General features: G+C 64.7%; 18 protein-coding genes and 2 pseudogenes. 11 read left to right on the top strand and 9 right to left on the bottom strand.

Annotation, left to right across the window (positions count from 1 at the left end; all coding sequences use genetic code 11):
* Positions 1–914, top strand: a pseudogene (locus tag VA602_RS03490) (IS3 family transposase); the annotation flags it as partial.
* Positions 915–990: 76 nt separating this feature from the next.
* On the opposite strand, the gene VA602_RS03495 reads toward VA602_RS03490, so the two are convergent.
* From VA602_RS03495 to VA602_RS03505, 3 genes are all read right to left on the bottom strand, one after another.
* Positions 991–1,236, bottom strand: coding sequence for a PA4570 family protein (locus tag VA602_RS03495; protein WP_323452479.1), 246 nt, complete (start codon positions 1,234–1,236; stop codon positions 991–993).
* A gap of 146 nt (positions 1,237–1,382) precedes the next feature.
* On the bottom strand, positions 1,383–1,724 hold the full coding sequence (locus tag VA602_RS03500; RefSeq protein WP_054894069.1) for a zinc ribbon domain-containing protein YjdM: 342 nt from the start codon (positions 1,722–1,724) through the stop codon (positions 1,383–1,385).
* Between the two features lie 173 nt (positions 1,725–1,897).
* On the bottom strand, positions 1,898–2,866 hold the full coding sequence (locus VA602_RS03505; RefSeq protein ID WP_063546121.1) for a polyprenyl synthetase family protein: 969 nt from the start codon (positions 2,864–2,866) through the stop codon (positions 1,898–1,900).
* Between the two features lie 244 nt (positions 2,867–3,110).
* On the opposite strand from VA602_RS03505, the gene rplU reads away from it, so the two are divergent.
* The 5 genes and pseudogenes from rplU to VA602_RS03530 form a co-directional block, all read left to right on the top strand.
* Positions 3,111–3,425 (top strand): 50S ribosomal protein L21, encoded by a 315-nt coding sequence (gene rplU / locus VA602_RS03510; RefSeq protein ID WP_003247466.1) that lies wholly within the window; start codon positions 3,111–3,113, stop codon positions 3,423–3,425.
* 38 nt (positions 3,426–3,463) lie between these two features.
* Complete coding sequence (rpmA, locus tag VA602_RS03515; RefSeq protein ID WP_029614211.1) at positions 3,464–3,721, top strand: 50S ribosomal protein L27; 258 nt, start codon at positions 3,464–3,466, stop codon at positions 3,719–3,721.
* A 187-nt stretch (positions 3,722–3,908) separates the two neighbouring features.
* Positions 3,909–5,132, top strand: a complete 1,224-nt coding sequence (cgtA, locus tag VA602_RS03520; protein WP_054894071.1) for an Obg family GTPase CgtA — start codon at positions 3,909–3,911, stop codon at positions 5,130–5,132.
* 215 nt (positions 5,133–5,347) lie between these two features.
* The gene (gene proB / locus VA602_RS03525) at positions 5,348–6,466 is read left to right on the top strand and encodes a glutamate 5-kinase (RefSeq protein WP_054892485.1); all 1,119 of its coding nucleotides are present in this window, start codon (positions 5,348–5,350) and stop codon (positions 6,464–6,466) included.
* Positions 6,467–6,477: 11 nt separating this feature from the next.
* A pseudogene (locus tag VA602_RS03530) lies at positions 6,478–6,936 on the top strand (CreA family protein); the annotation flags it as partial.
* 127 nt (positions 6,937–7,063) lie between these two features.
* On the opposite strand, the gene mksF reads toward VA602_RS03530, so the two are convergent.
* The 3 genes from mksF to mksB are packed head-to-tail and all read right to left on the bottom strand — an operon-like array spanning position 7,064 to position 11,875.
* Entirely contained in the window at positions 7,064–9,895 is a 2,832-nt protein-coding gene (gene mksF / locus VA602_RS03535; protein WP_323452480.1) for an Mks condensin complex protein MksF, read from the bottom strand.
* On the bottom strand, positions 9,892–10,599 hold the full coding sequence (mksE, locus tag VA602_RS03540) for an Mks condensin complex protein MksE (RefSeq protein ID WP_054892489.1): 708 nt from the start codon (positions 10,597–10,599) through the stop codon (positions 9,892–9,894). The genes mksF and mksE overlap by 4 nt, the downstream gene beginning before the upstream one ends.
* On the bottom strand, positions 10,589–11,875 hold the full coding sequence (gene mksB / locus VA602_RS03545; RefSeq protein WP_054892490.1) for an Mks condensin complex protein MksB: 1,287 nt from the start codon (positions 11,873–11,875) through the stop codon (positions 10,589–10,591). Before mksB ends, mksE begins: the two co-directional genes overlap by 11 nt.
* Positions 11,876–12,142: 267 nt before the next feature.
* Here mksB and VA602_RS03550 point away from each other — a divergent pair, with 267 nt between their 5' ends.
* Together VA602_RS03550 and rimI are read left to right on the top strand one after the other, a co-directional pair.
* Positions 12,143–12,937, top strand: a complete 795-nt coding sequence (locus tag VA602_RS03550) for an energy transducer TonB (protein WP_323452481.1) — start codon at positions 12,143–12,145, stop codon at positions 12,935–12,937.
* Entirely contained in the window at positions 12,934–13,389 is a 456-nt protein-coding gene (rimI, locus tag VA602_RS03555; protein ID WP_323452482.1) for a ribosomal protein S18-alanine N-acetyltransferase, read from the top strand. The genes VA602_RS03550 and rimI overlap by 4 nt, the downstream gene beginning before the upstream one ends.
* Positions 13,390–13,401: 12 nt before the next feature.
* On the opposite strand, the gene VA602_RS03560 is transcribed toward rimI, so the two are convergent.
* A complete protein-coding gene (locus VA602_RS03560) occupies positions 13,402–14,178 on the bottom strand; it encodes a TatD family hydrolase (RefSeq protein ID WP_323452483.1) in 777 nt (258 codons plus the stop codon).
* Positions 14,179–14,180: 2 nt separating this feature from the next.
* Complete coding sequence (gene cra, locus VA602_RS03565) at positions 14,181–15,173, bottom strand: catabolite repressor/activator (protein WP_153774720.1); 993 nt, start codon at positions 15,171–15,173, stop codon at positions 14,181–14,183.
* A gap of 279 nt (positions 15,174–15,452) precedes the next feature.
* Here cra and ptsP point away from each other — a divergent pair, with 279 nt between their 5' ends.
* From ptsP to VA602_RS03580, 3 genes are read left to right on the top strand one after another with little or no spacing between them, the layout of a single operon-like run.
* A complete protein-coding gene (ptsP, locus tag VA602_RS03570) occupies positions 15,453–18,305 on the top strand; it encodes a phosphoenolpyruvate--protein phosphotransferase (protein ID WP_323452484.1) in 2,853 nt (950 codons plus the stop codon).
* 1 nt (position 18,306) lies between these two features.
* Positions 18,307–19,257 carry a 1-phosphofructokinase gene (gene pfkB / locus VA602_RS03575; RefSeq protein WP_323452485.1) on the top strand — a complete coding sequence of 317 codons (951 nt, stop codon included), beginning with the start codon at positions 18,307–18,309 and terminating at the stop codon, positions 19,255–19,257.
* Positions 19,254–20,981: a PTS fructose transporter subunit EIIBC gene (locus tag VA602_RS03580; RefSeq protein WP_323452486.1), complete on the top strand. Its 1,728-nt coding sequence runs from the start codon at positions 19,254–19,256 to the stop codon at positions 20,979–20,981. Before pfkB ends, VA602_RS03580 begins: the two co-directional genes overlap by 4 nt.
* 61 nt (positions 20,982–21,042) lie before the next feature.
* Here the strand turns inward: VA602_RS03580 and VA602_RS03585 are convergent, their stop codons facing one another.
* Positions 21,043–21,258, bottom strand: a complete 216-nt coding sequence (locus VA602_RS03585) for a DUF3820 family protein (protein ID WP_054892498.1) — start codon at positions 21,256–21,258, stop codon at positions 21,043–21,045.
* Positions 21,259–21,289: the final 31 nt, after the last annotated feature.

Consider the following 21,289-nt stretch of genomic DNA (forward strand, 5'->3'; position numbering starts at 1 on the left):
CGCATGGAGAATGATGTCTTAAAGGAGTTAAAGGCTCTGCGGGAGGAGAAGGAGCGAACACGGACGAAAAAGCCCTGATCGTCTGCAAATTCAGACACAGGTATCCGCTGCCTGATCTTCTGCAGATCGTGGGGTTGGCGCGCAGCACCTTCTATTACCAGATCAAATGCCAGCAGAGGCCGGACAAACATGCGGCGCTCAAGGAGTTGGTACAGCAGGTCTATCACCGAGAGAAAGGGCTGTATGGCTACCGCCGCGTTGCCCTGGCGATCAGAAATCAGGGGACCTTGGTTAATAAGAAGGTCATTGAGCGGTTGATGGCTGAATCTGGCTTGCAGTCCATTGTACGCCCGAAGAAGTACCGATCTTATCGAGGCACTGTCGGCAAGGTGGCAATGAATTTGCTGGAGCGTAATTTCGTTGCGCAACGGCCTAATCAGAAGTGGGTGACCGATGTCACCGAGTTTAAAGTGGCCCAGCAAAAGCTCTACCTCTCGCCGGTGATGGACCTGTACAACGGCGAGATCATCGCCTATGAAACAGCCAGCCGGCCTACGTATGGTTTGGTCGGGAACATGCTGGAAAGGGCTCTCGATGGGTTGTGAGAAAAGCCAAAGCTAGTGATCCACTCAGATCAGGGATGGCATTACCAACAGGCCCAATACCGCCACAAGCTCACAGCGCGAGGTGTGAAACAGAGCATGTCTCGCAAAGGCAATTGCCTGGACAACGCTGCGATGGAAAGTTTTTTTGGCACACTAAAGTCAGAGTTTTTCTACCTAAAACGCTTTGAGAGCGTCGAGGAACTGAAGGCAGGGCTGGATGAGTACATCCACTACTACAACCATGACCGCATCAAGCTGAGGCTCAATGGCCTGAGCCCTGTGAGCTACAGGACTCAGGTCACCGGTTAAAACTGTCCAACATATTGGGGGCAGTCCATCCCTGTGGGAGCGGGCTTGTCCCGCAAAGAGGCCGGTAATGCCGGCCTCAATTCCAATCCGTTCCCCCTGGGCGCAACGCCCGCGCATAGCAGAACAGAAACAGATTCCTCACCAGCTCCTTCAGTACTCCAGGCTCACTCGAGTTCAGGCCGTCGAGGTCCAGGTCGCCCTGGTCACGCAGTTCGTCGAGCGCTTCTTCCTCGAGTACGGCACAGACTTCGCCGGTCTCGCGATGGAGGATGCGCAGGTAGGGATGGGGGCGGTCGAGCCAGGCGTCGATCAGGTAGGTCATGGCTATTCTCCTTGGAAAGCGTTCCAGTGAGAATAATTCTTATTATCAAAATAGCAAGTGACTATTGGATTAATTCTGCCGAAGGGTGCAGATGATCCCGTTGCAGGATCTGTCAGGGCCACCCGAGGGCAGCCCTGCAAATAGCCTCAGACCTTGCGCACGAACTCGGACTTGAGTTTCATCGCGCCGATGCCGTCGATCTTGCAGTCGATATCGTGGTCGCCGTCGCACAGGCGGATGTTCTTGACCTTGGTGCCGACCTTGACCACCAGCGACGAGCCCTTGACCTTGAGGTCCTTGATCACGGTGACGGTGTCGCCATCCTGCAGGACGTTGCCGACCGAATCTTTTTTCACCACGTCATCGCTGGCCGTCTCGGCGTCGCCGCTGGCCGACCACTCGTGGGCGCATTCGGGGCAGATCAGTTGGGTGCCATCCTCGTAGGTGTATTCGGAGTTGCAGGCGGGGCAGGGCGGCAGAGTGCTCACTTCGGTTCCTTGGTGTACAGAGGGTTAAAGGCGCACATTGTATAAGGTTTTGCCGCGAAAATGTTTTTTGTCCGCACAAAAGCATTCGCGGGCAAGCCCGCTCCCACAAAAGGCCTGATGTGCACGGGCCCTGTGGGAGCGGGCTTGCCCGCGAATGAAGACGATGCGATCTATCAGTGCGTACGCGCGACCGCAAACTCGCTCAGCTCGACCAGTGCATCACGGTATTCGCTTGCTGGCAGCACTTCCAGGCAGGCGATGGCGCGGGCGACGTAGTCGCGGGCCATCCGTGCGGTGTAGTCGAGTGCGCCGGAGGCTTCGACGGCAATGCGGATCTGCTCGAGGTCTTCCAGGCCGCCCTTCTGGATGGCCTGGCGCACCAGCGCCGCCTGCTCTGGCGTGCCTTCGCGCATGGTGTAGATCAGTGGCAGGGTGGGCTTGCCTTCGGCCAGGTCGTCACCGACGTTCTTGCCCAGGGTTTCGGAGTCGCCCTTGTAGTCGAGCAGGTCGTCGACCAGCTGGAAGGCCACGCCCAGGTGGTCGCCGAAGGTGCGCAGGGCCTCGCGCTGTTCGTCGCTGGCGCCGGCCAGCGCCGCGGCGCTGTGGGTCGAGGCTTCGAAGAGCATGGCGGTCTTGCCGCGGATGACGTCCATGTACACCTCTTCGGTGGTGCTGGCATCACGCACGCGCGACAGCTGCAGCACTTCACCCTCGGCGATCACCCGGGTGGCCTTGGACAGGATCTGCATGACCGGCATCGAGCCCAGTTCGACCATCATTTCGAACGAGCGCGAATAGAGGAAGTCGCCGACCAGCACGCTGGGGGCGTTACCCCACAGGGCATTGGCAGTGGAGCGGCCGCGGCGCATGCCGGACATGTCGACCACATCGTCGTGCAGCAGGGTGGCGGTGTGCAGGAATTCGATGGTCGCGGCCAGCAGGCGCAGGTCGTCGCCTTCACGGCCCAGGGCCTTGCCGCACAGCAGCACCAGCAATGGGCGCAGGCGCTTGCCACCCGCGGATGTGATATAGTCGCCGATCTTCGATACCAGCGGCACGCGCGAGGTCAGCTGCTTCTTGATGATCTCGTCGACGGCGCTGAAATCGTCAGCTACCGCGCGGTAGAAGGATTGGGGTTGCATCGGCTGCTCCATTGAGGTTGCGCGGCATGCTAGGTCGCGGGTCCCGGTGTGTCAAGGCGCGCTGCCTGCACGCTCGGGGCGGCACTTGCAAGGCTTTACCGGGTTGCGTACAATCGCGCACCCTAACTTCCTGGGCAGCACCTGCCTTACGCAATTGCACCGGGCCGTTCCAGCCTTGTGCAGCCATGCCAGCCAATACTCATCATATAAAGCGCTGGGTGAGCAGGATTATCGGAGATTCAAAATGTCCTACGCAGTAATCGTTACCGGCGGCAAGCAGTACAAAGTCGCTGAAGGTGAATTCCTCAAGATCGAAAAACTGGAAGTCGCCACTGGCGAATCCGTGACTTTCGATCGCGTTCTGCTGGTCGCCAACGGTGAAGAAGTCACCATCGGTGCTCCAGTCGTTGCTGGCGCCAAAGTAGTGGCCGAAGTTGTTTCGCAAGGCCGCCACGACAAGGTTCGTATCATCAAGTTCCGTCGTCGTAAGCACCACATGAAGCGCATGGGCCACCGCCAGTGGTTCACCGAGATCAAAATCACCGGTATCCAGGCTTAATCCCCTAGGTCCCCTGAATTTATTTGGAGAATTGAACCATGGCTCACAAGAAGGCTGGTGGTAGTACTCGTAACGGTCGCGACTCAGAATCGAAACGCCTTGGCGTGAAGATGTATGGCGGCCAGGTTATCAAGCCGGGCAACATCATCGTCCGTCAGCGCGGCACCGAATTCCACGCTGGCTACGGCGTTGGCATGGGCAAGGATCACACCTTGTTCGCCAAGATCGACGGCGTGATCAAGTTCGAGAAGAAAGGCGAGTTCAACCGCCGTTACGTGAGCATCGTCGCCGCTTAATCGCGACGTCGCTCCAGAAGCCCCGTCATGCGACGGGGCTGTTTCGTTTGTGGTGAGCCTCTTGCAAAGCTGTTTGTCTGGGCTGCCGGCGTTGGTTTCTGATGATACGGGGCCGCCGCGCTCATTTTTGCAAGAGCCTCAGGGTTTTCTGGTTTTCAGCTCGTCGTCCGACGAGAGGCGGTTTTGAATGAAGTTTGTTGACGAAGTATCGATCCGGGTAAAAGCCGGTGACGGCGGTAACGGTTGCATGAGCTTCCGCCGCGAAAAATTCATCGAGAACGGTGGTCCCAACGGCGGTGACGGTGGCGACGGCGGCTCGGTGTACATGGTGGCCGACGAGAACCTCAACACCCTGGTCGACTACCGCTACACCCGCCACCACGAGGCCCAGCGCGGCCAGAATGGCGGCAGCACCGATTGCACCGGCAAGAAGGGCGAGGACCTGTTCCTGCGCGTGCCGGTCGGCACCACGGTGATCGATGCCTCCACCCAGGAAGTCATCGGCGACCTGATCACCCCGGGTCAGAAGCTGATGGTCGCCCAGGGCGGCTGGCACGGTCTGGGCAACACCCGTTTCAAGTCGAGTACCAACCGTGCGCCGCGTCAGACCACGCCTGGCAAACCAGGCGACCAGCGCGACCTGAAGATGGAATTGAAAGTGCTCGCCGACGTCGGCCTGCTGGGCCTGCCGAACGCTGGCAAGAGCACCTTCATTCGCGCCGTCTCGGCCGCCAAGCCAAAGGTGGCCGACTACCCGTTCACCACCCTGGTGCCGAACCTGGGCGTGGTCAGCGTCGACCGCTGGAAGAGCTTCGTCATCGCCGACATTCCCGGCTTGATCGAGGGCGCCTCCGAAGGTGCCGGTCTGGGTATCCGCTTCCTCAAGCACCTGGCCCGTACCCGTGTGCTGCTGCACCTGGTCGACCTCGCGCCGCTGGACGAGAGCAGCCCGGCCGATGCCGCCGAAGTGATCATCAACGAGCTGGCGCAGTTCAGCCCGGCGCTGGTCGATCGCGAGCGCTGGCTGGTGCTGAACAAGGCCGACATGCTGATGGAAGACGAGCGTGACGAGCGTGTGAAGGAAGTCGTTGATCGCCTGAACTGGGATGGCCCGGTCTACGTGATCTCGGCGATCTCCAAGCAGGGCACCGAGAAGCTCAGCCACGACCTGATGCGCTTCCTCGAAGACCGCGCCGACCGCCTGGCCAACGACCCGGCCTACGCCGCCGAGCTCAACGAACTCGACCAGCGCATCGAAGACGAGGCCCGTGCCCAGCTTCAGGCCCTTGACGACGCTCGTACCCTGCGTCGTACCGGCGTCAAGAGCGTCCACGACATCGGCGACGATGACGACTGGGATGACTTCGAGGACGACGAGGACGGCCCGGAAATCATTTACGTGCGCGACTGACCGGTTGCAGTACACTGGACGCCGCTCTTCGAGCAGTGTGCCGTGATCAGGCTTGGGCGTTGAGCCCATCGCGGGACGAGCCCGCTCCCACAGGTCCGCTGCGATCCTTGTGGGAGCGGGCTTGTCCCGCGATGGCCTCAACACCCTCTCACGGTACGCCGCTCAAATGAGCGGCGTTTTGGTATCTACAGATTCGACATAGGTTGGAAGAGAAGATGCGAAGCAAGGTGACGGGCGCCAAGCGCTGGGTCGTGAAGATCGGCAGTGCGCTGCTGACCGCCGATGGCAAGGGCCTCGACCGTGGTGCGATGGCGGTCTGGGTCGAGCAGATGGTCGCACTGCGTGAAGCGGGCGTGGAACTGGTATTGGTCTCCTCCGGGGCCGTGGCCGCAGGCATGAGCCAGCTGGGCTGGACCACGCGACCGAGTGCGATGAACGAGCTGCAGGCGGCCGCCTCGCTCGGCCAGATGCGCCTGGTGCAGGCCTGGGAGTCGAGCTTCGGCGAGCACGGCAAGCACACCGCACAGATCCTCCTGACCCACGACGACCTCTCCGACCGCAAGCGCTACCTCAATGCCCGCAGCACCCTGCGCACCCTGGTCGACCTGGGCGTGGTGCCGGTGATCAACGAGAACGACACCGTGGTCACCGACGAGATCCGCTTCGGCGACAACGACACCCTGGCCGCGCTGGTGGCCAACCTGGTCGAGGCTGACCTGCTGGTGATCCTCACCGACCGCGACGGCATGTTCGACGCCGACCCGCGCAACAACCCTGAAGCCCAACTGATCTACGAAGCCCGCGCCGACGATCCGTCGCTCGACGCCGTAGCGGGCGGTACCGGTGGCGCCCTGGGGCGCGGTGGCATGCAGACCAAGCTGCGTGCCGCACGCCTGGCTGCGCGCTCCGGTGCCCACACCATCATCATCGGTGGCCGTATCGAGCGTGTGCTCGACCGCCTGAAGGCCGGTGAGCGCCTGGGCACCTTGCTGTCGCCTGAGCGCGGCATGCTCGCTGCGCGCAAGCAGTGGCTGGCTGGCCACCTGCAGACCCGCGGCACCCTGGTGCTCGATGCTGGCGCTGTGAAGGCCCTGCGCGAATCGAACAAGAGCCTGTTGCCGGTCGGCGTGAAGACTGTGCAGGGCAGTTTCCGCCGTGGCGAGATGGTGGTCTGCGTCGGACCCGATGGCCTGGAAGTGGCCCGTGGCCTGGCCAACTACAGCGCCCTGGAGGCGCAGAAGATCATCGGCCAGCCGTCGGACGCCATCGAAAGCCTGCTGGGCTACAGCGCCGAACCCGAGCTGGTGCACCGCGACAACCTGGTCCTGGTCTGAAGGAGACGCCCATGCTGAAAAGGATGTTTGCCGTGGCAGCGCTGATGCTGCCGATGCTGGCCGGCGCCGAGGAAATCGGCCAGGTGTCCACCGTGTTCAAGTTCCTTGGGCCCAACGACCGCATCGTGGTCGAGGCGTTTGACGATCCCAAGGTCGAGGGTGTGACCTGCTACCTTTCGCGAGCCAAGACCGGCGGCGTGAAGGGTGGGCTGGGGTTGGCGGAGGACCGCGCGGAGGCATCGATCGCCTGCCGTCAGGTCGGGCCGATCAACTTCAAGGGTGAGCTCAAGGATGGCGAGGAGGTGTTCAAGGAACGCACCTCGCTGGTGTTCAAGACCATGCAGGTGGTGCGTTTTCTCGACAAGAAACGCAACACGCTGGTGTACCTGGTGTACAGCGACCGGATAGTCGAAGGTAGCCCGCAGAATGCGGTGACGGCGATTCCGATCCTGCCTTGGGCGCATGCCCAATACACGACGCAGCTCCCCCTGTGGGAGCGGGCTTGCCCCGCGATAGGGCCCGACCTGGCGGCGAGGTTGCCAAGTCGGGCCCTATCGCGGGGCAAGCCCGCTCCTACAGGAATGGGCCGCGGTTGCCTCAGGCCAGCTCTTCGGCCTGATCCTCACGCACGATTGCCTTCACTTCATCCCGGCGGCTGATGTACTTCCAGTCCGCCTCGTCGATATAGATCCCGTTCGGCCCGCTGCCGCCTTCCAGGTCGATCGCCACGCGCGCCGACACCTGCGGCTTCACGCTCGCCAGAATCGGCACGAAGCCCAGTTGCTGACTGGTCTCCAGCAGCGCTGCCTGGTTGCGTTCGTCGATGTCCGCCGCTTCGTCGAGGTAGTAGGGCAGGCGGATGCGCCCGGCCAGGTCGCGGTCCATCAGGTGCAGCAACAGGTACATGTTGGTCAGCGCCTTGATGGTCATGGTGGTGCCGTTGGACGCGGCGCCGTCGATGTCGGCGTGGATCACCGGCTGGCTGTTGATCTTGGTGATCTCGAAGGCCAGCTCGAACAGGTCTTTCAGGCCCAGCTGGTTGTGGTTGGCCGCCACCAGCCGCGCCAGGTACTCCTTGGCCTCTTCGTTCTTGTGATCCTGCTCGGCGCTCTGCGTGAGGTCGAACACCGACAGCGTTTCGCCTTCCTCGTACTGGCCGGCACTGTGGATGATCTGGTCGATGTGCTTTAGCGCTTCCTTGTTTGGCGCCAGCACCACGCGGAAGCTCTCCAGGTTGGACACCTGGCGCTTGTTGATCTCGCGGTTGAACAGCGCCAGCTGGTGCTCGAGGCTGTCGTAGTCGCTGCGGATGTTGCGCAGGGTCCGGGCGATGTCGGTGACTGCCGCGCGGCGCGCCTTGGCCAGGGTGAGGGCTTCTTCAGTGCGGTGCGAGTAGGCGTTGATCAGCAGCATCAGGCGACGTTCCATGTCGTCTTCGCTGTCGAACTTGGCCACGCCTTTCAGGCGCACCTGGGCGTACAGCGCCTCGATCTGGTTGTCGACGCGCTGCAGCGCCTGCCAGCTGTCCTGGTAGTCGTTCAGCAGCGGCAGCAGGTTGTCCATCGAGTCGTCGACCGGCTCCATGAATGGCGTGCCGAACGGCAGGTCGGCCGGCAACAGTTGGCGGCGGCGCAAGGCGTCGTCCAGGGTGCGCTGCTTGGCTTCCATGTCGGCGATCTGGCGGCCGACCAGTTGCAGCTTGGCCGACAACTGCTGGACGCGTTCGGTGAAGGCGTCGCTGGAGCGCTTGAGCTCGTCCTGGGCGGCTTCGAACTGCGCCAGTTGCTCCATCTTCTCTGGCTCTTCGGCGCTCAGTGTCTCGGTGCGGCGGAAGTCCTCAAGGGCCTTCTGTGCATCCAGCACCTGCTGGTACAGCGCCTCGGTCTGGGCCTTGCTCGCGGCGCGGTCCAGGGCCACGGCCTGCTGGGTCTTGAGCTGCTTGAGCTCCTTTTCCAGGCGTTCTTTCTGGTCGCGCAGGGCCGCACGGTCGGCCAGTGCCTGCAGCGCTGGCGGCTCGATGTGCGACAGGTCGATGGACAGGCCCGGCACTTCGAAGCGCTCGCCCTTGAAGCTGTCGAGCACGCCTTCAAGCGTCTTGACCCACAGGTCGCTGTCGTCCAGTTCGATGCCCCGGTCACCCAGCGGCAGGCTGAACAGCGCGCCGTTGAACAGGCGCATCAGGCGGTCGACGTCTTGCTGCGAGAACTCTTCGCGCAGGCGTGCGTAGCTGTTGTTGTCGGCGTGTTCGAGCTGCTGCTTGACCGCCTTGACGCGTTTTTCGAGGTCGCGCACGCGTTCGTCGAGGTCTTCGGCGGAGAACTGGCGCGACTGCGCCAGGGCGCCGGCCAGCTCGTCGTGGGCGTCCTTGGCGGCGAGCAGTTGCTGCTCCAGGACCTTGACGTCATCGACCAGGGCGAAGCGGTGCTTGAGCACCGACAGCTCGCCGAGCCAGCGCTGGATGCCGGTGATCTCGCGTTCCAGGCGCATCAGCTCCTGGGTGCCGCCACGCTGGTCGTTCTGCAAGCTATCCTGCTCGGCGCGGTAGTGCTCGGCCTGGATCACCAGCTCTTCCTTGCGCGCTACGGCGTAGTCCTGCCAGGTGCCGAGCAGGCTGTCGAGCAGGGGGGAGAGACGGTGCAGCTTGCCGCGCAGGATGTCGCGCTGGGCCACGCCGCCGGCAAGTGCTTCGACCAGCGGGCCGGCAGCGACCAGGGCGTTGTAGTCCTGCTCCATGCGGCGCACGTCGCGGAAGGCTTCTTCACAAGCCGCAATGTAGTCGACGCTGCCCGAGCGCAGGCTGTGCTCGAAGGCATCGAGGAACAGCTGCTTGAGCTTGGCGGCAGTGATCTCGCGCATGTGCAGCAAGTTGATGAACAGCGCGCGGAAGGTCTTCAGGCTCTGCTCGCTGGTCGAGCGCAGCGGGATCAGGGTGAGGTCCAGCGGCACCGAGGTGTGGCCGCCGACCAGCAGCCGGCGCAGTTCGTCCGGCTTGAGTTCGTAGGCCTTGAGGCCGTTGCGCTCGAGGTTGGTGAACAGCTCCTTCTGGCGCAGGCAGGTGTCGTCTTTCTGGTAGTGAGCCAGGTCCAGCTCACCCTGGTAGGCGAAAAACTGGTGGCCGAAGCCGCCGCCCGGGCCGCGCCCGACCACGCCGATCACGTGCGGGCCGTGGGGCAGGTTCAGTTCGCAGAGGATGTAGCTGGTGTCGCTGGCGAAGTAGAAACGCCGCGATTGCTCCAGGCTGTACTTGCCGAAGCTCATGTCCGACATGCGCGCCAGGATCGGGAATTGCAGGGCGTTGATCGATGCCGATTTACCCAGGTTGTTCGCGCCATAGACCGACAGCGGATGTTCCAGCGGGAACAGGCCGAGGCTGTAGCCGGCGGTGTTGAGCAGTGCGAAGCGGCGAATGCCGTAGCGTTCCTGGCTCATGCGTCAATCTCCTGTTGCTCTTCGCGGATGGCCCGGGCCAGGGCGTCCTCTTCGCTCTCTTCGCCCTCGAAGGGGGTGAGGTCGAGCGGATCGTCGGTGCGGTTGAGTTGTTCCGGGGTTTCTTCCTCGACCAGCACCGGGACCGGCAGCGGCAGGTCGCTGTGCAGGGTGGCGGCCAGGTCGCGGTCCTGCTGGACCGACAGGCACACATCGAGGAAGCGGTGCATCGGCGGCAGGAAGCGGTAGATGCCGCCTTCTTCGTGGGCGAAGCCCAGCTGGGTCATGCGGCGCAGGATCTTCTCTTCGAGCTCCTCGACCGTCTGCACTTCGGCCTGCAGGAACAGGTCGCGGTATTTCTCCAGCAGCGAGGGCAACTCGTCGCGGCCGATGCTGCCGCCGTCGAGCACGGCCATCGGGTCGCGGCCCTGGTCGGCCAGGTGCTCGACCAGGATGAAGGTGAACAGCGACAGGCGCTGGGCGGTCTTGTTGACCTGCGCGGCGGCCTGCTCGGGGACGAAGTAGTAGAAGCCACGGGTGTCGCAGACCAGCTCGAAACCGAGCGCCTTGAACAGGGTGCGGTACTGGTCCTGGAAGTTCGACAGTTGGGCGTACAGTTCCGGGTCGCGGCGGCTGACGTGGAAGCCCTTGAACAGCTCGCGGAAGATCGGCGCGAGCTGGGACAGTTCGGAAAGATCAAGATGCATTGGCTGGGCTCGCGGTGGATTCGGTGGCTGCCGGTTGTTGTTCGCGGCTGGATGTCAGGGCGAAGGAACGCAGGCTGACCAGGTGTTCGCGGGTGGTGTAGTCCTGGCGCTGCAGGCGCTCGCGGCTGAAGCGCTTCTCGCGAGAGAGGCGCGAGAACCAGTACAGCAACTCGTCGGTGGCGCCTTCGGGTTCCTGCTCCAGCAGCCAGACCATCAGGTCGGGCAGCGGCAGGGCGTCTTCGCAGCGCTCGAGCATTTCCTTGACCGTACGCGGCGCGCGTGGCAGTGGGCCCTTGTGGGTCTTGTGCGCCTTGGGGAAGCGCGCAGGCTTGGGCTCGAAGCGGGCCAGGGCATAGACATAGGCCTCGACCTGGCTGGCGCTGCCGAGGAAGGTGCTTTGCGGACGGGTGAACATCGGCATGGCCGCTTGCGGTACGGCATCGATGCCTTTCTTGCGGATCACCGACAGCGCCAGTGCCGCGCCGCGGGTGACGGCGTTGTGCCGGCGCGCTTCCTCGCGCAGCGGCAGCAGCAGCTCGCGGGCGTGGCGCAGGGTGAGCTGTGCGCTGGTCTGCATCTCGAGGATGCGCGCGTGGGTGCGCAGCAGCATGTCGTCATCGACCAAGTGGCCGAGGCGCGCCTGCTCGCCCAGCAGGCGCAGCAGCACGGTCTCGACCTTGCGTACGCCCTGCTCGAAGGCACCGTCGGCGTTGACCAGCTGGATCATCGGCTCGACGTATTCGTCCCAGGTCGCTAGCACTTCGGCGTAGCGCTGGCGCAGCGGGATCTGGCGGTTGCTGGTCTTGGCCCGTTCGGCCACCGCGACCAGCGCCTGTTCGTCGTTATCGAGCTTCTTCAGCACATCGCGCACGCGCATGTCGAGCAGGCGCAGCTGGCGCGCCAGGTCGTCGCTGTCGCGGTTGTCGAAGGCGTCCTGGATGTGCCCGGCCAGGCGCTCGAGGTGGCGCAGGTAGGCTTCGATCTCCAGGCACAGGCCCAGGCGGTGCTCGCGACGCAGGTAGGCGAGGAAGTCGTGGATCTGCGCGTTGAGCTCGAAGCGGTTCGGGCTCTTGGCCACCGGGACCAGGATATCCAGGCGAATCCACACGTCGAGCAACTGGGTGATGTCCTGCGGCGTGCTCTCCACCTGCTGGCGGGCCAGTTGCTGACGCAGCTCGACCAGGCTCAGGGTGCCCTGGTCGAAGCGCTCGCACAGCGGCTCGATCAGGGCCCAGTGTTCGGCTAGGGCGCGCAGGACGCGCTTGGGTTCGATCATTGGCGGGTCGACTCTTGCCAAATAAAAGGGGCGATTGTACTGCATACGGGGGGGAGGATTTCACCCCTTGGTCCGGGATTTGCGTTGATCTGTGCCAGCCTCTTCGCGGGCAAGCCCGCTCCTACAGATACAGCGCCTGCCCCGTGGGAGCGGGCTTGCCCGCGAAGAGGCCGACAGAGGCAATAAATTTCCGCCAGCCTGTTGCGGCACGCCGCCGCCAACAGCGTTAGAATGCCCGACTGAACCAAACCCCCGGATACTCGAGCCTTGCTGACCGAACCCCGCCGCCGCGCCTACCTTTCCGCCATGCAAGTGGTGCACTGGCTGCCGCGTGCCGAACTGCCGTTCGCCGCGCCTTCGCGCCCCGAGCTGCTGTTGCCGGTGGCGCCGGTCGAGGATCTGGATGTCGAGGTGCAGCCTGTGCGCCAGGCGCCTGCGCAGGGCGAAGCCGCGCCGGCCCATGCCCGTTCCGGCGAACGCCCGAAAATCGAGATCCCACGCCCCGGCAGCACGCCCAAGCCCGTTGCCAAGTCGGTCGAGCGCGAAGAGGAAGCCCCCAAGGCCGCACGCCCAGCCCCGGTGCCGCCGCCGCGTTTCGCCCTGCAGCTGCTGCGTGCCGGCACCTGCCTGTTGCTGGTGGAACTCGCCACCGGCCAGCCGTTCCAGAGCCGCGACCCTTCTTACCTGTTGCTCAAGGACATGCTGCGCGCCGCCGGCCTGCCGGACGCGCCGCAGATCATCGGCGAGCCGGTGCGCTGGCCGCTGTTCGTGCGCGGCAACATGGAGCAGGGGCCGGAGGCTGCGCGTGATTTCGTCCAGGGTTTCATCCAGGCCCGCCTCGAAGAGGCCCCCTGCACCTGCCTGTGGCTGATCGGCCTGCCAGCAGTGCGGTTTGCCGGCGACGCCGATGCCCAGGCCTACTACCAAGCACTGAAGATCGATGGCCTGGGCGACGTCTGGGCGTTGCCGGGTCTTGAACTGTTGATGGACGAGCCGCAACGCAAGGCGGACGTCTGGAAAGCGATGCGCCAGCTGATGGCGCGCTGGAAGAGCGTTGAATGAGTGACTCGATCAGTTTCCGCCCGATGACCGAGGCGGATCTGGATAACGTGCTGAAGATCGAATATGCCGCCTTCAGCCACCCCTGGACCCGCGGGATCTTCCAGGATGCGCTCAAGTCCTACGAAGTGTGGCTGATGTTCGACGGCCAGCAACAGGTCGGGCATGGCGTGATCAACGTGATCATCGACGAAGCGCACCTGCTCAACATCACGGTCAAGCCGGAAAACCAGGGGCGCGGCCTGGGTTTGCGGCTGCTCGAACACCTGATGGCGCGAGCCTGGCAGCTCAATGGGCGCGAGTGTTTCCTGGAAGTACGTGCCAGCAACCAGTCGGCCTATCGTTTGTACGAACGCTACGGATTCAACGAAATCGGTCGGCGTCGGGATTACTACCCGGCCGCTGGCGGACGTGAAGACGCCCTGGTGATGGCCTGCACCCTGTTCGAAGAGTGACCGCCTGCACGGCTACCAGCCGAACAGCTCACAAGCGTTGCGTGTACTGGCCGCGGCCAGCGCAGCGCACTCCACGCCCATGACCTCGGCCAGCGCTCGGGCGATATCGGGCAGATGTTCGGGGCTGTTGCGCGCACCGGGGTGCATCACCGGCGCCATGTCTGGGGCGTCGGTTTCCAGTACCACGCTCTCCAGTGGCAAGCGTGGCAAGGTCTTGCGCAGGCGGAAGGCTTGCGGCCAGGTGGCGGCGCCACCCAGGCCCAATTTGAATCCGAGCTTGATGTATTCGCGCGCTTCTTCGTAGCTGCCGGCGAAGGCGTGGATGATGCCTGCGCGTACGGGCTTGTAGCGCTTGAGCGTGGCGATCACCTGGGCATGGCTGCGGCGTACGTGCAGCAGCGCAGGCAAGTCGAAGTCGCAGGCCATCTGCAATTGCGCTTCGAACAAGGCCTGCTGGCGTGCCTTGTCGAGCTCGGGCAGGTAATAGTCCAGGCCGAACTCGCCGACCGCGCACAGGCGCGGGTCGCCCCGCAGGCGTTCGAGCCACGCACGCAGTTGCGCCAGGTGCTCGGGCTGATGCTGCTCGAGGTACACCGGATGCAGGCCGAGGGCGGCTGGCAGGCGTGTGTCGCTGCAGGCCAGGTCCCAGACTCGCTGCCAGTTGCCCTGATCCACCCCCAGTACCACCATGCGCTCGACCCCCAGCGCCGCGGCGCTGGCCAGGAGGCGCTCGCGGTCGGCGTCGAAGTCGGGGAAATCCAGGTGGGTGTGGGTGTCGATCAGGCGCATGTTCAGGCCGAGATGCGCTGCTTGAAGGTTCGCGCCACGGCGTGTACGCCGGGGGCGTAGGTCTTCTGCTCGATGGCGGCCAGGGCCAGTTCCAGCGCGGTGGCGGCGATCTGGCCGTGCTGTTGGGCCATGGCGTTGACTGGCAGCGGCAGGAAGTCGAGCAACTGGTTGTCGCCGAAGGTGCCCAGTTGCAGCTCGCGTGGCTCGCTGGCACGGGCTTGCAGGGCATCGAAGACGCCTTGCAGCAACACATAGGAGGTCGTCACCAGTGCATCGGGCAGGTCGCCGAGCTCGTCGATCAGCGTTTCCATCAGGCGCTGGCCACAGGCGCGGCTGAAGGCGTCGCCTTCGTAACGGCGAACTTCGCCATCAAAACGCTGCAGGGCCTCGTCGAATCCTCCGGCGCGGGCCTGGCTGACTGACAGCTCCGGACGCGCACCGATCAGGGCGATGCTGCGAGGCTTGCTGCCCAGCAGGCTTTCGGTGAGTTGGCGGCTGGCCTCGCGGTCGTCGCTGATCACCGAGCAGAAGTGCGCGGGGTCGAGGCGACGGTCAATGGCAATCACTGGCAGGCCCTTGCTCTGCATTTCGCGATAGCTGTCATCTTCCGGCGGCAGGCAACTGGCGACGAACAACGCATCGCAGCGGCGAGCGCGGAACAACTGCTGCAGCTGGCGTTCGCTTTCGGGCTGGTCATCGCTGCTGGCGATCAGCAACTGGTAGCCACGGGCTCGCGCGCCTTGTTCGAGCTGCTTGGCGATGCGTGCGTAGCTGGGGTTTTCCAGGTCCGGGAGGATGAAGCCGAGGGTACGTGTGTGCCGGCTGCGCAGGCCCGCCGCCTGGGGGTTGGGCGTGAAGTCGTGGGCCTCGACCACCGCGCGCACTCGCTCGACGGTGGCGTTGCTGATGCGCTGCTGTTCGGCCTTGCCATTGATGACGTAGCTGGCAGTGGTCACGGAAACACCGGCCAGACGTGCGATATCGCTGAGTTTCACCGCATTTTCCTTGTTATTACCGGGGCGGCCAGGGGCGCCTGATCGGGTAGTCTTACTCAGAATTGTGTCCAAGTGCAGGCGACCATTGTCGCAATTGTTCCGACAAGCTGGGGCTTTTTCCTACGCAGATTATCGAGTAACGTGGCCGCCTGGTCAGATTAAACGTTTCAGCATCCGATCGAACGGGAACTGCCCCTGAGCCCGCGGGTGAAAAAACGCGTTGAATCCCACAACAATAACCTCAGTCCCGAACGACGGGTACTGCAAAAGGAGAAGGTCATGCTCGAGCTCGCGAGAGAGCAGATAGCCATGGGCCAGGTCGCCAGCGATAAAGCGGCGGCATTGCGCTTGCTGGCCGATCGGCTGGTCAGCGACGGTCTGGTCGCCGAGGGTTACCTACAGGGCCTTGAGGCGCGCGAGGCGCAGGGCTCGACCTTTCTCGGCCAGGGCATCGCCATCCCCCACGGTACCCCGCAGACCCGCGACCTGGTGTTTGCCACCGGTGTTCGCCTGTTGCAGTTTCCCGAAGGGGTGGACTGGGGCGACGGGCATATCGTCTACCTGGCGATTGGCATCGCCGCGCGCTCTGACGAACACCTGCGCCTGTTGCAACTGCTGACGCGCGCCCTGGGTGAAACCGACCTGGCCGAGGCGCTGCGCCGCGCCAGCTCCGCCGACGCACTGCTCAAGCTGTTGCAGGGGGCGCCGCGCGAGCTGGCGCTGGATGCACAACTGATCGGTCTGAACCTGCCCGCCGAAGACTTCGCTGAACTGGCCTGGCGCGGTGCGCGCCTGCTGCAGCGTGGCGGCTGTGTGGACAGTGGTTTCGCAGCGCTGTTGCAGCAGGCCGAGCCACTTCCGCTGGGAGAGGGGCTGTGGTGGTTGCACAGCGAGCGCGAGGTGCTGCAGCCGGGCCTGGCGTTCGTGACCCCGCAGCAGCCCCTGCGGCATCGCGATCAGCCCTTGAACGGTCTGTTCTGCCTGGCCAGCCTTGGTGCTGCGCATCAGGCCTTGCTCGAGCGTCTTGGTCAGGTGCTGATCGAAGGGCGTGGGCAGACCCTCTACCAGGCCACCAGCAGTCGCGATGTGTTGCAGGTGCTGGGCGGCGAGGCGCCGCCCGACTGGCCCAGCGTGCGCGTGATACTGGCCAACCCCCATGGCCTGCATGCCCGCCCGGCGAAGGTGCTGGCGCAACTGGCCAAGGGCTTCGAGGGTGAAATCCGCATTCGCCTGACCGATAGCGGCCATCCGGGCGTGTCGGTGAAAAGCCTGAGCCGCCTGCTGTCACTAGGGGCCCGGCGTGGGCAGGAACTGGAGCTGATCGCCGAGCCGGCCATCGCCAGTGATGCCCTGCCGCTGTTGCTGGAAGCCATCGAACAGGGCCTGGGCGAGGACGTCGAACCGTTGCCGGCGCTTGCCCTGCCGGTCGCCGAGGTGGTGCGCGACACCTTGCAAGCGCCGCTGCCCGGTAGCCAGGTCCAGGGCGTCGGTGCAGCGCCAGGCATCGCCAGCGGGCCGGCCCATGTGCGCATTGAGCGCCAGATCGACTATCCGCTGCGCGGCGAATCCTGCGCTCAGGAGCGTGCCAGGCTGCGTGCTGCCCTGGCGGCGGTCGACGCCGAGCTGCAGACACTGGTGCAGCGCAGCGACAAGGCCATCGGTGAGATCTTCATCACACACCAGGAGATGCTCGCCGACCCGGCACTGGGCGATGAGGTGGATCTGCGCCTGGCCCAGGGCGAAAGTGCCGCAGCGGCGTGGATGGCGGTGATCGAGGCGGCCGCCAGCCAGCAGGAGGCGCTGCGCGATGCGTTGCTCGCCGAACGTGCCGCCGACCTGCGCGACATTGGCCGAAGGGTGCTGGCGCAGCTGTGTGGCGTCGCCGAGCAGGCCGAGCCGCAACAGCCCTATGTGCTGGTGATGGCTGAAGTCGGGCCGTCCGATGTGGCGCGTCTCGACCCGGCGCGGGTTGCTGGCATCGTGACCGCGCAAGGAGGGGCCACCGCACACAGTGCCATCGTCGCCCGCGCCCTGGGCATTCCGGCGGTCGTCGGTGCCGGGGCGGCGATCCTGCTGGTGGAGGCGGGCACGCCGTTGTTGCTTGACGGCCAGCGCGGCAAGGTCAGCGTTGCGCCAGCTGCCGATGAGCTGCAGCGTGCGTTGGCCGAACGCGATCAGCGTGAGCAGCGTCTGCAGGCCGCCTGGGCGAATCGCCATGAGCCTGCCGTGACCCGCGATGGCCATGCCGTCGAAGTCTTCGCCAACATCGGTGACAGCAGTGGCATCGACAAGGTGGTGGAGCTTGGCGCCGAAGGTGTCGGCCTGTTGCGCACCGAACTGATCTTCATGGCCCATCCGCAACTGCCGGATGTCGCCACCCAGGAAGCGGAGTATCGCCGCGTGCTCGATGGCCTGCAGGGGCGCCCGCTGGTGGTGCGCACCCTCGATGTGGGCGGTGACAAACCCTTGCCCTACTGGCCGATCGCCGACGAAGACAACCCTTTCCTCGGCGTACGTGGCGTGCGCCTGACGCTGCAGCGTCCGCAGGTCATGGAGGAGCAGTTGCGCGCCTTGCTGCGGGCGGCCGACGACCGGCCACTGCGGATCATGTTCCCGATGGTCGGCCAGATGCACGAGTGGCGCGCGGCCAAGGCCATGGTCGAGCGGCTGCGTGAGGAGATCCCGGTCAATGACCTGCAGGTGGGGATCATGGTCGAGGTGCCGTCGGCTGCGCTGCTGGCCCCGCAACTGGCCCGGGAGGTGGACTTCTTCAGCATCGGTACCAACGACCTGACCCAGTACGCCCTGGCCATCGACCGTGGCCATCCGAGCCTGTCGGCCCAGGCCGATGGTCTGCACCCGGCAGTGCTGCAACTGATCGACATGACCGTGCGCGCCGCCCATGCCGAAGGCAAGTGGGTGGGCGTGTGCGGTGAGCTGGCGGCCGATCCGCACGCTGTGCCAGTGCTGCTGGGGCTGGCGGTGGACGAACTGAGCGTCGCGGCGCGCAGTGTCGCCGAAGTCAAGGCCCTGGTGCGCCAGGCCGATTACTCGACGGCCCGCGCCCTGGCGCGCGAGGCCCTGCAACAGGACAGCGCCGAGGCGGTACGGGCGCTGGTGGAGCGTGACTGAAATGGCCAAGATTCTCACCCTGACCCTCAACCCTGCGATCGACCTCACGGTCACCCTCGAGCAGCTGCGCACAGGCGAGGTCAATCGCACTCATGAACAGTGCAGCCACGCCGCCGGCAAGGGCCTGAACGTTGCCCAGGTGCTGGCTGACCTTGGGCATCAGGTGACGGTCAGCGGTTTTCTGGGGCGCGATAACCTGCAGCCTTTCGAAGCGCTGATTGCCCGTCGCGGCTTCGACGACGGGTTCGTTCGCGTGCCAGGCGAAACCCGCACCAACATCAAGCTGGTCGAGGCCGATGGCCGGGTCACCGATGTCAATGGCCTGGGCCCTCAGGTCGACGACGCGGCCCAGGCCGAGTTGCTCGAGTACCTGGCGCAACGGGCGGCTGGGCATGACGTGGTGGTGGTGGCGGGCAGCTTGCCACGTGGCGTCAGCGGGCAGTGGTTCTGCCAGTTGCTGGGCCAGTTGGTCGCCCAGGGCCTGAAGGTGGCGTTGGACACCAGCGGCGAGGCCTTGCGCGCCGGTCTGCAAAGTACGCCCTGGTTGGTCAAGCCCAATACCGATGAGCTCGGCGAGCTGTTCGGCATCACCGTGCAGGCTTTTGCCGAGCAGCGTGATGCCGCCCAGCGCCTGCTCGACGGCGGCGTCACCCACGTGGTGGTGTCCCAAGGCGAGCACGGGGTCAACTGGTTCGCCGCTGACCTGGCCCTGCATGCCCAGCCGCCCAAGGTGAGCATCGCCAGTACCGTGGGCGCCGGCGACTCGCTGGTGGCGGGCATGGTTCATGGCCTGCTGCAGGCCGAGAGTGCCGGGCAGACCTTGCGCCGCGCCACTGCCATCGCCGCCCAGGCGGTGACTCAGGTGGGCTTCGGCATCGACGACCGCGAACAGCTGTCGCGCCTTGAAGCTGCCGTGCAACTGACAGAACAACAACAAGAGGCTCGCCGATGAACATTGCGATCGTCACCGCCTGCCCGAATGGCCAGGTGTCGAGTGTATTGAGTGCGCGCTTGCTGGCCGCCGCGGCCCAACGTCGGGGCTGGAGTACCAGTGTCGAGGTGTGGGATGCCGAGCACCCCGAGCGGCGCCTGAGCCCTGCACAGATCGCCGAGGCCGACTGGGTGCTGGTGGTCAGTACCGGTTCGCTGGACCTGAGCCGTTTTGTCGGCAAGCCTGTGTACCAAAGCACCCCCGCCCAGGCGCTGGCTGATCGCGAAGGTTTCCTCGATGAAGCCGCGGCCAACGCCAAGGTGCTCGAGGCGAGCGTCGCCGATACGCCTGGTCGCAGCGCTGCGCCGCGTATCGTGGCGGTCACCGCCTGCCCGACCGGTGTGGCCCATACCTTCATGGCGGCCGAAGCCCTGCAGCAGGCCGCCCGGGAGCTGGGCTACGGCTTCGATGTCGAAACCCAGGGCTCGGTGGGCGCCCGCAACCCATTGTCGGCCGATGCCATCGCCCAGGCGGACGTGGTGCTGCTGGCTGCCGACATCGAGGTGCCGACGGCACGCTTTGCGGGCAAGCGCATCTATCGATGCGGCACCGGCATCGCCCTCAAGCAGGCGCGGGCGACCCTCGAAAAAGCGCTGGCCGACGGCAAGCAGGAAAGCGCCGGAGGCACGGCCGATACGCCCGCGAAAAGTGAAAAGGCCGGGGTCTACAAGCACCTGTTGACCGGTGTGTCGTTCATGCTGCCGATGGTGGTGGCGGGCGGGCTGCTGATCGCCCTGTCGTTCGTCTTCGGCATCGAGGCGTTCAAGGAGCCAGGCACCTTGCCTGCGGCCTTGATGCAGATCGGTGGCGAGGCGGCATTCAAACTGATGGTGCCGATGCTGGCGGGGTATATCGCCTGGTCCATCGCCGACCGTCCGGGCCTGGCCCCTGGCATGATCGGTGGCCTGCTGGCCAGCACCCTGGGTGCGGGGTTCATTGGCGGTATCGTCGCGGGCTTTCTTGCCGGCTATAGCGCCAAGGCCATCAGCCGCTGGGCGCGTCTGCCCACCAGCCTCGAAGCGCTCAAGCCGATCCTGATCATTCCGCTGCTGGCCAGCCTGTTCACCGGGCTGGTGATGATCTACGTGGTCGGTCATCCGGTGGCGGCCATGCTCGAGGGGCTTACGCGCTTTCTCGACAGCATGGGTACCACCAACGCGATCCTGCTCGGATTGCTGTTGGGTGGGATGATGTGCATCGATCTCGGCGGGCCGATCAACAAGGCGGCCTATGCCTTCTCGGTGGGCTTGCTGGCCTCGTCGAGCTACGCGCCGATGGCGGCGACCATGGCCGCTGGCATGGTGCCGCCAATCGGCCTGGGAATCGCAACCTTCCTGGCCCGGCGCAAGTTCGCCCAGAGCGAGCGCGAGGCAGGCAAGGCGGCATTGGTACTGGGGCTTTGCTTCATCTCCGAAGGCGCGATTCCCTTTGCTGCGAAGGACCCGTTGCGGGTGATTCCGGCGAGCATCGCCGGCGGTGCGCTGACCGGGGCGCTGTCGATGTATTTCGGCTGCAAGCTGATGGCGCCGCACGGTGGCCTGTTCGTGCTGCTGATCCCCAACGCGATCAACCATGCGCTGCTGTACCTGCTGGCGATCCTTGCCGGAAGCCTGGTGACGGCGGTGGTGTACGCGCTGATCAAGAAGGCTGAGCGAGTGGAGATGGTGGTGGCCCCGTCCAAGTGATCGCCCTGGGGGCAATGGTGGAGGCTTCGCAGGCGTGCCCGCGAGGCCTCTACCACCGATCTCAACGTTTGTGCCGCAAGGGCACCAGCAACTCCCCCAGACCGTTGTGGTCGATCTCATGCATCAATGCCAGCAACCCGCCCAGCTCTCCGGGCGGAAACCCCTTGCGCGCGAACCAGGCCAGGTAGTCGCCCGGCAGATCGGCGATGATCCGGCCTTGGTATTTGCCGAAGGGCATGGTCCGTGTGACCAGCAGTTGCAGGGATTCGGGTTTCATTCGGTGAACCTGGTGCGCTGAAAACGCCGAC

Source organism: Pseudomonas machongensis (assembly GCF_034961125.1).
Taxonomy (GTDB): domain Bacteria; phylum Pseudomonadota; class Gammaproteobacteria; order Pseudomonadales; family Pseudomonadaceae; genus Aquipseudomonas; species Aquipseudomonas machongensis.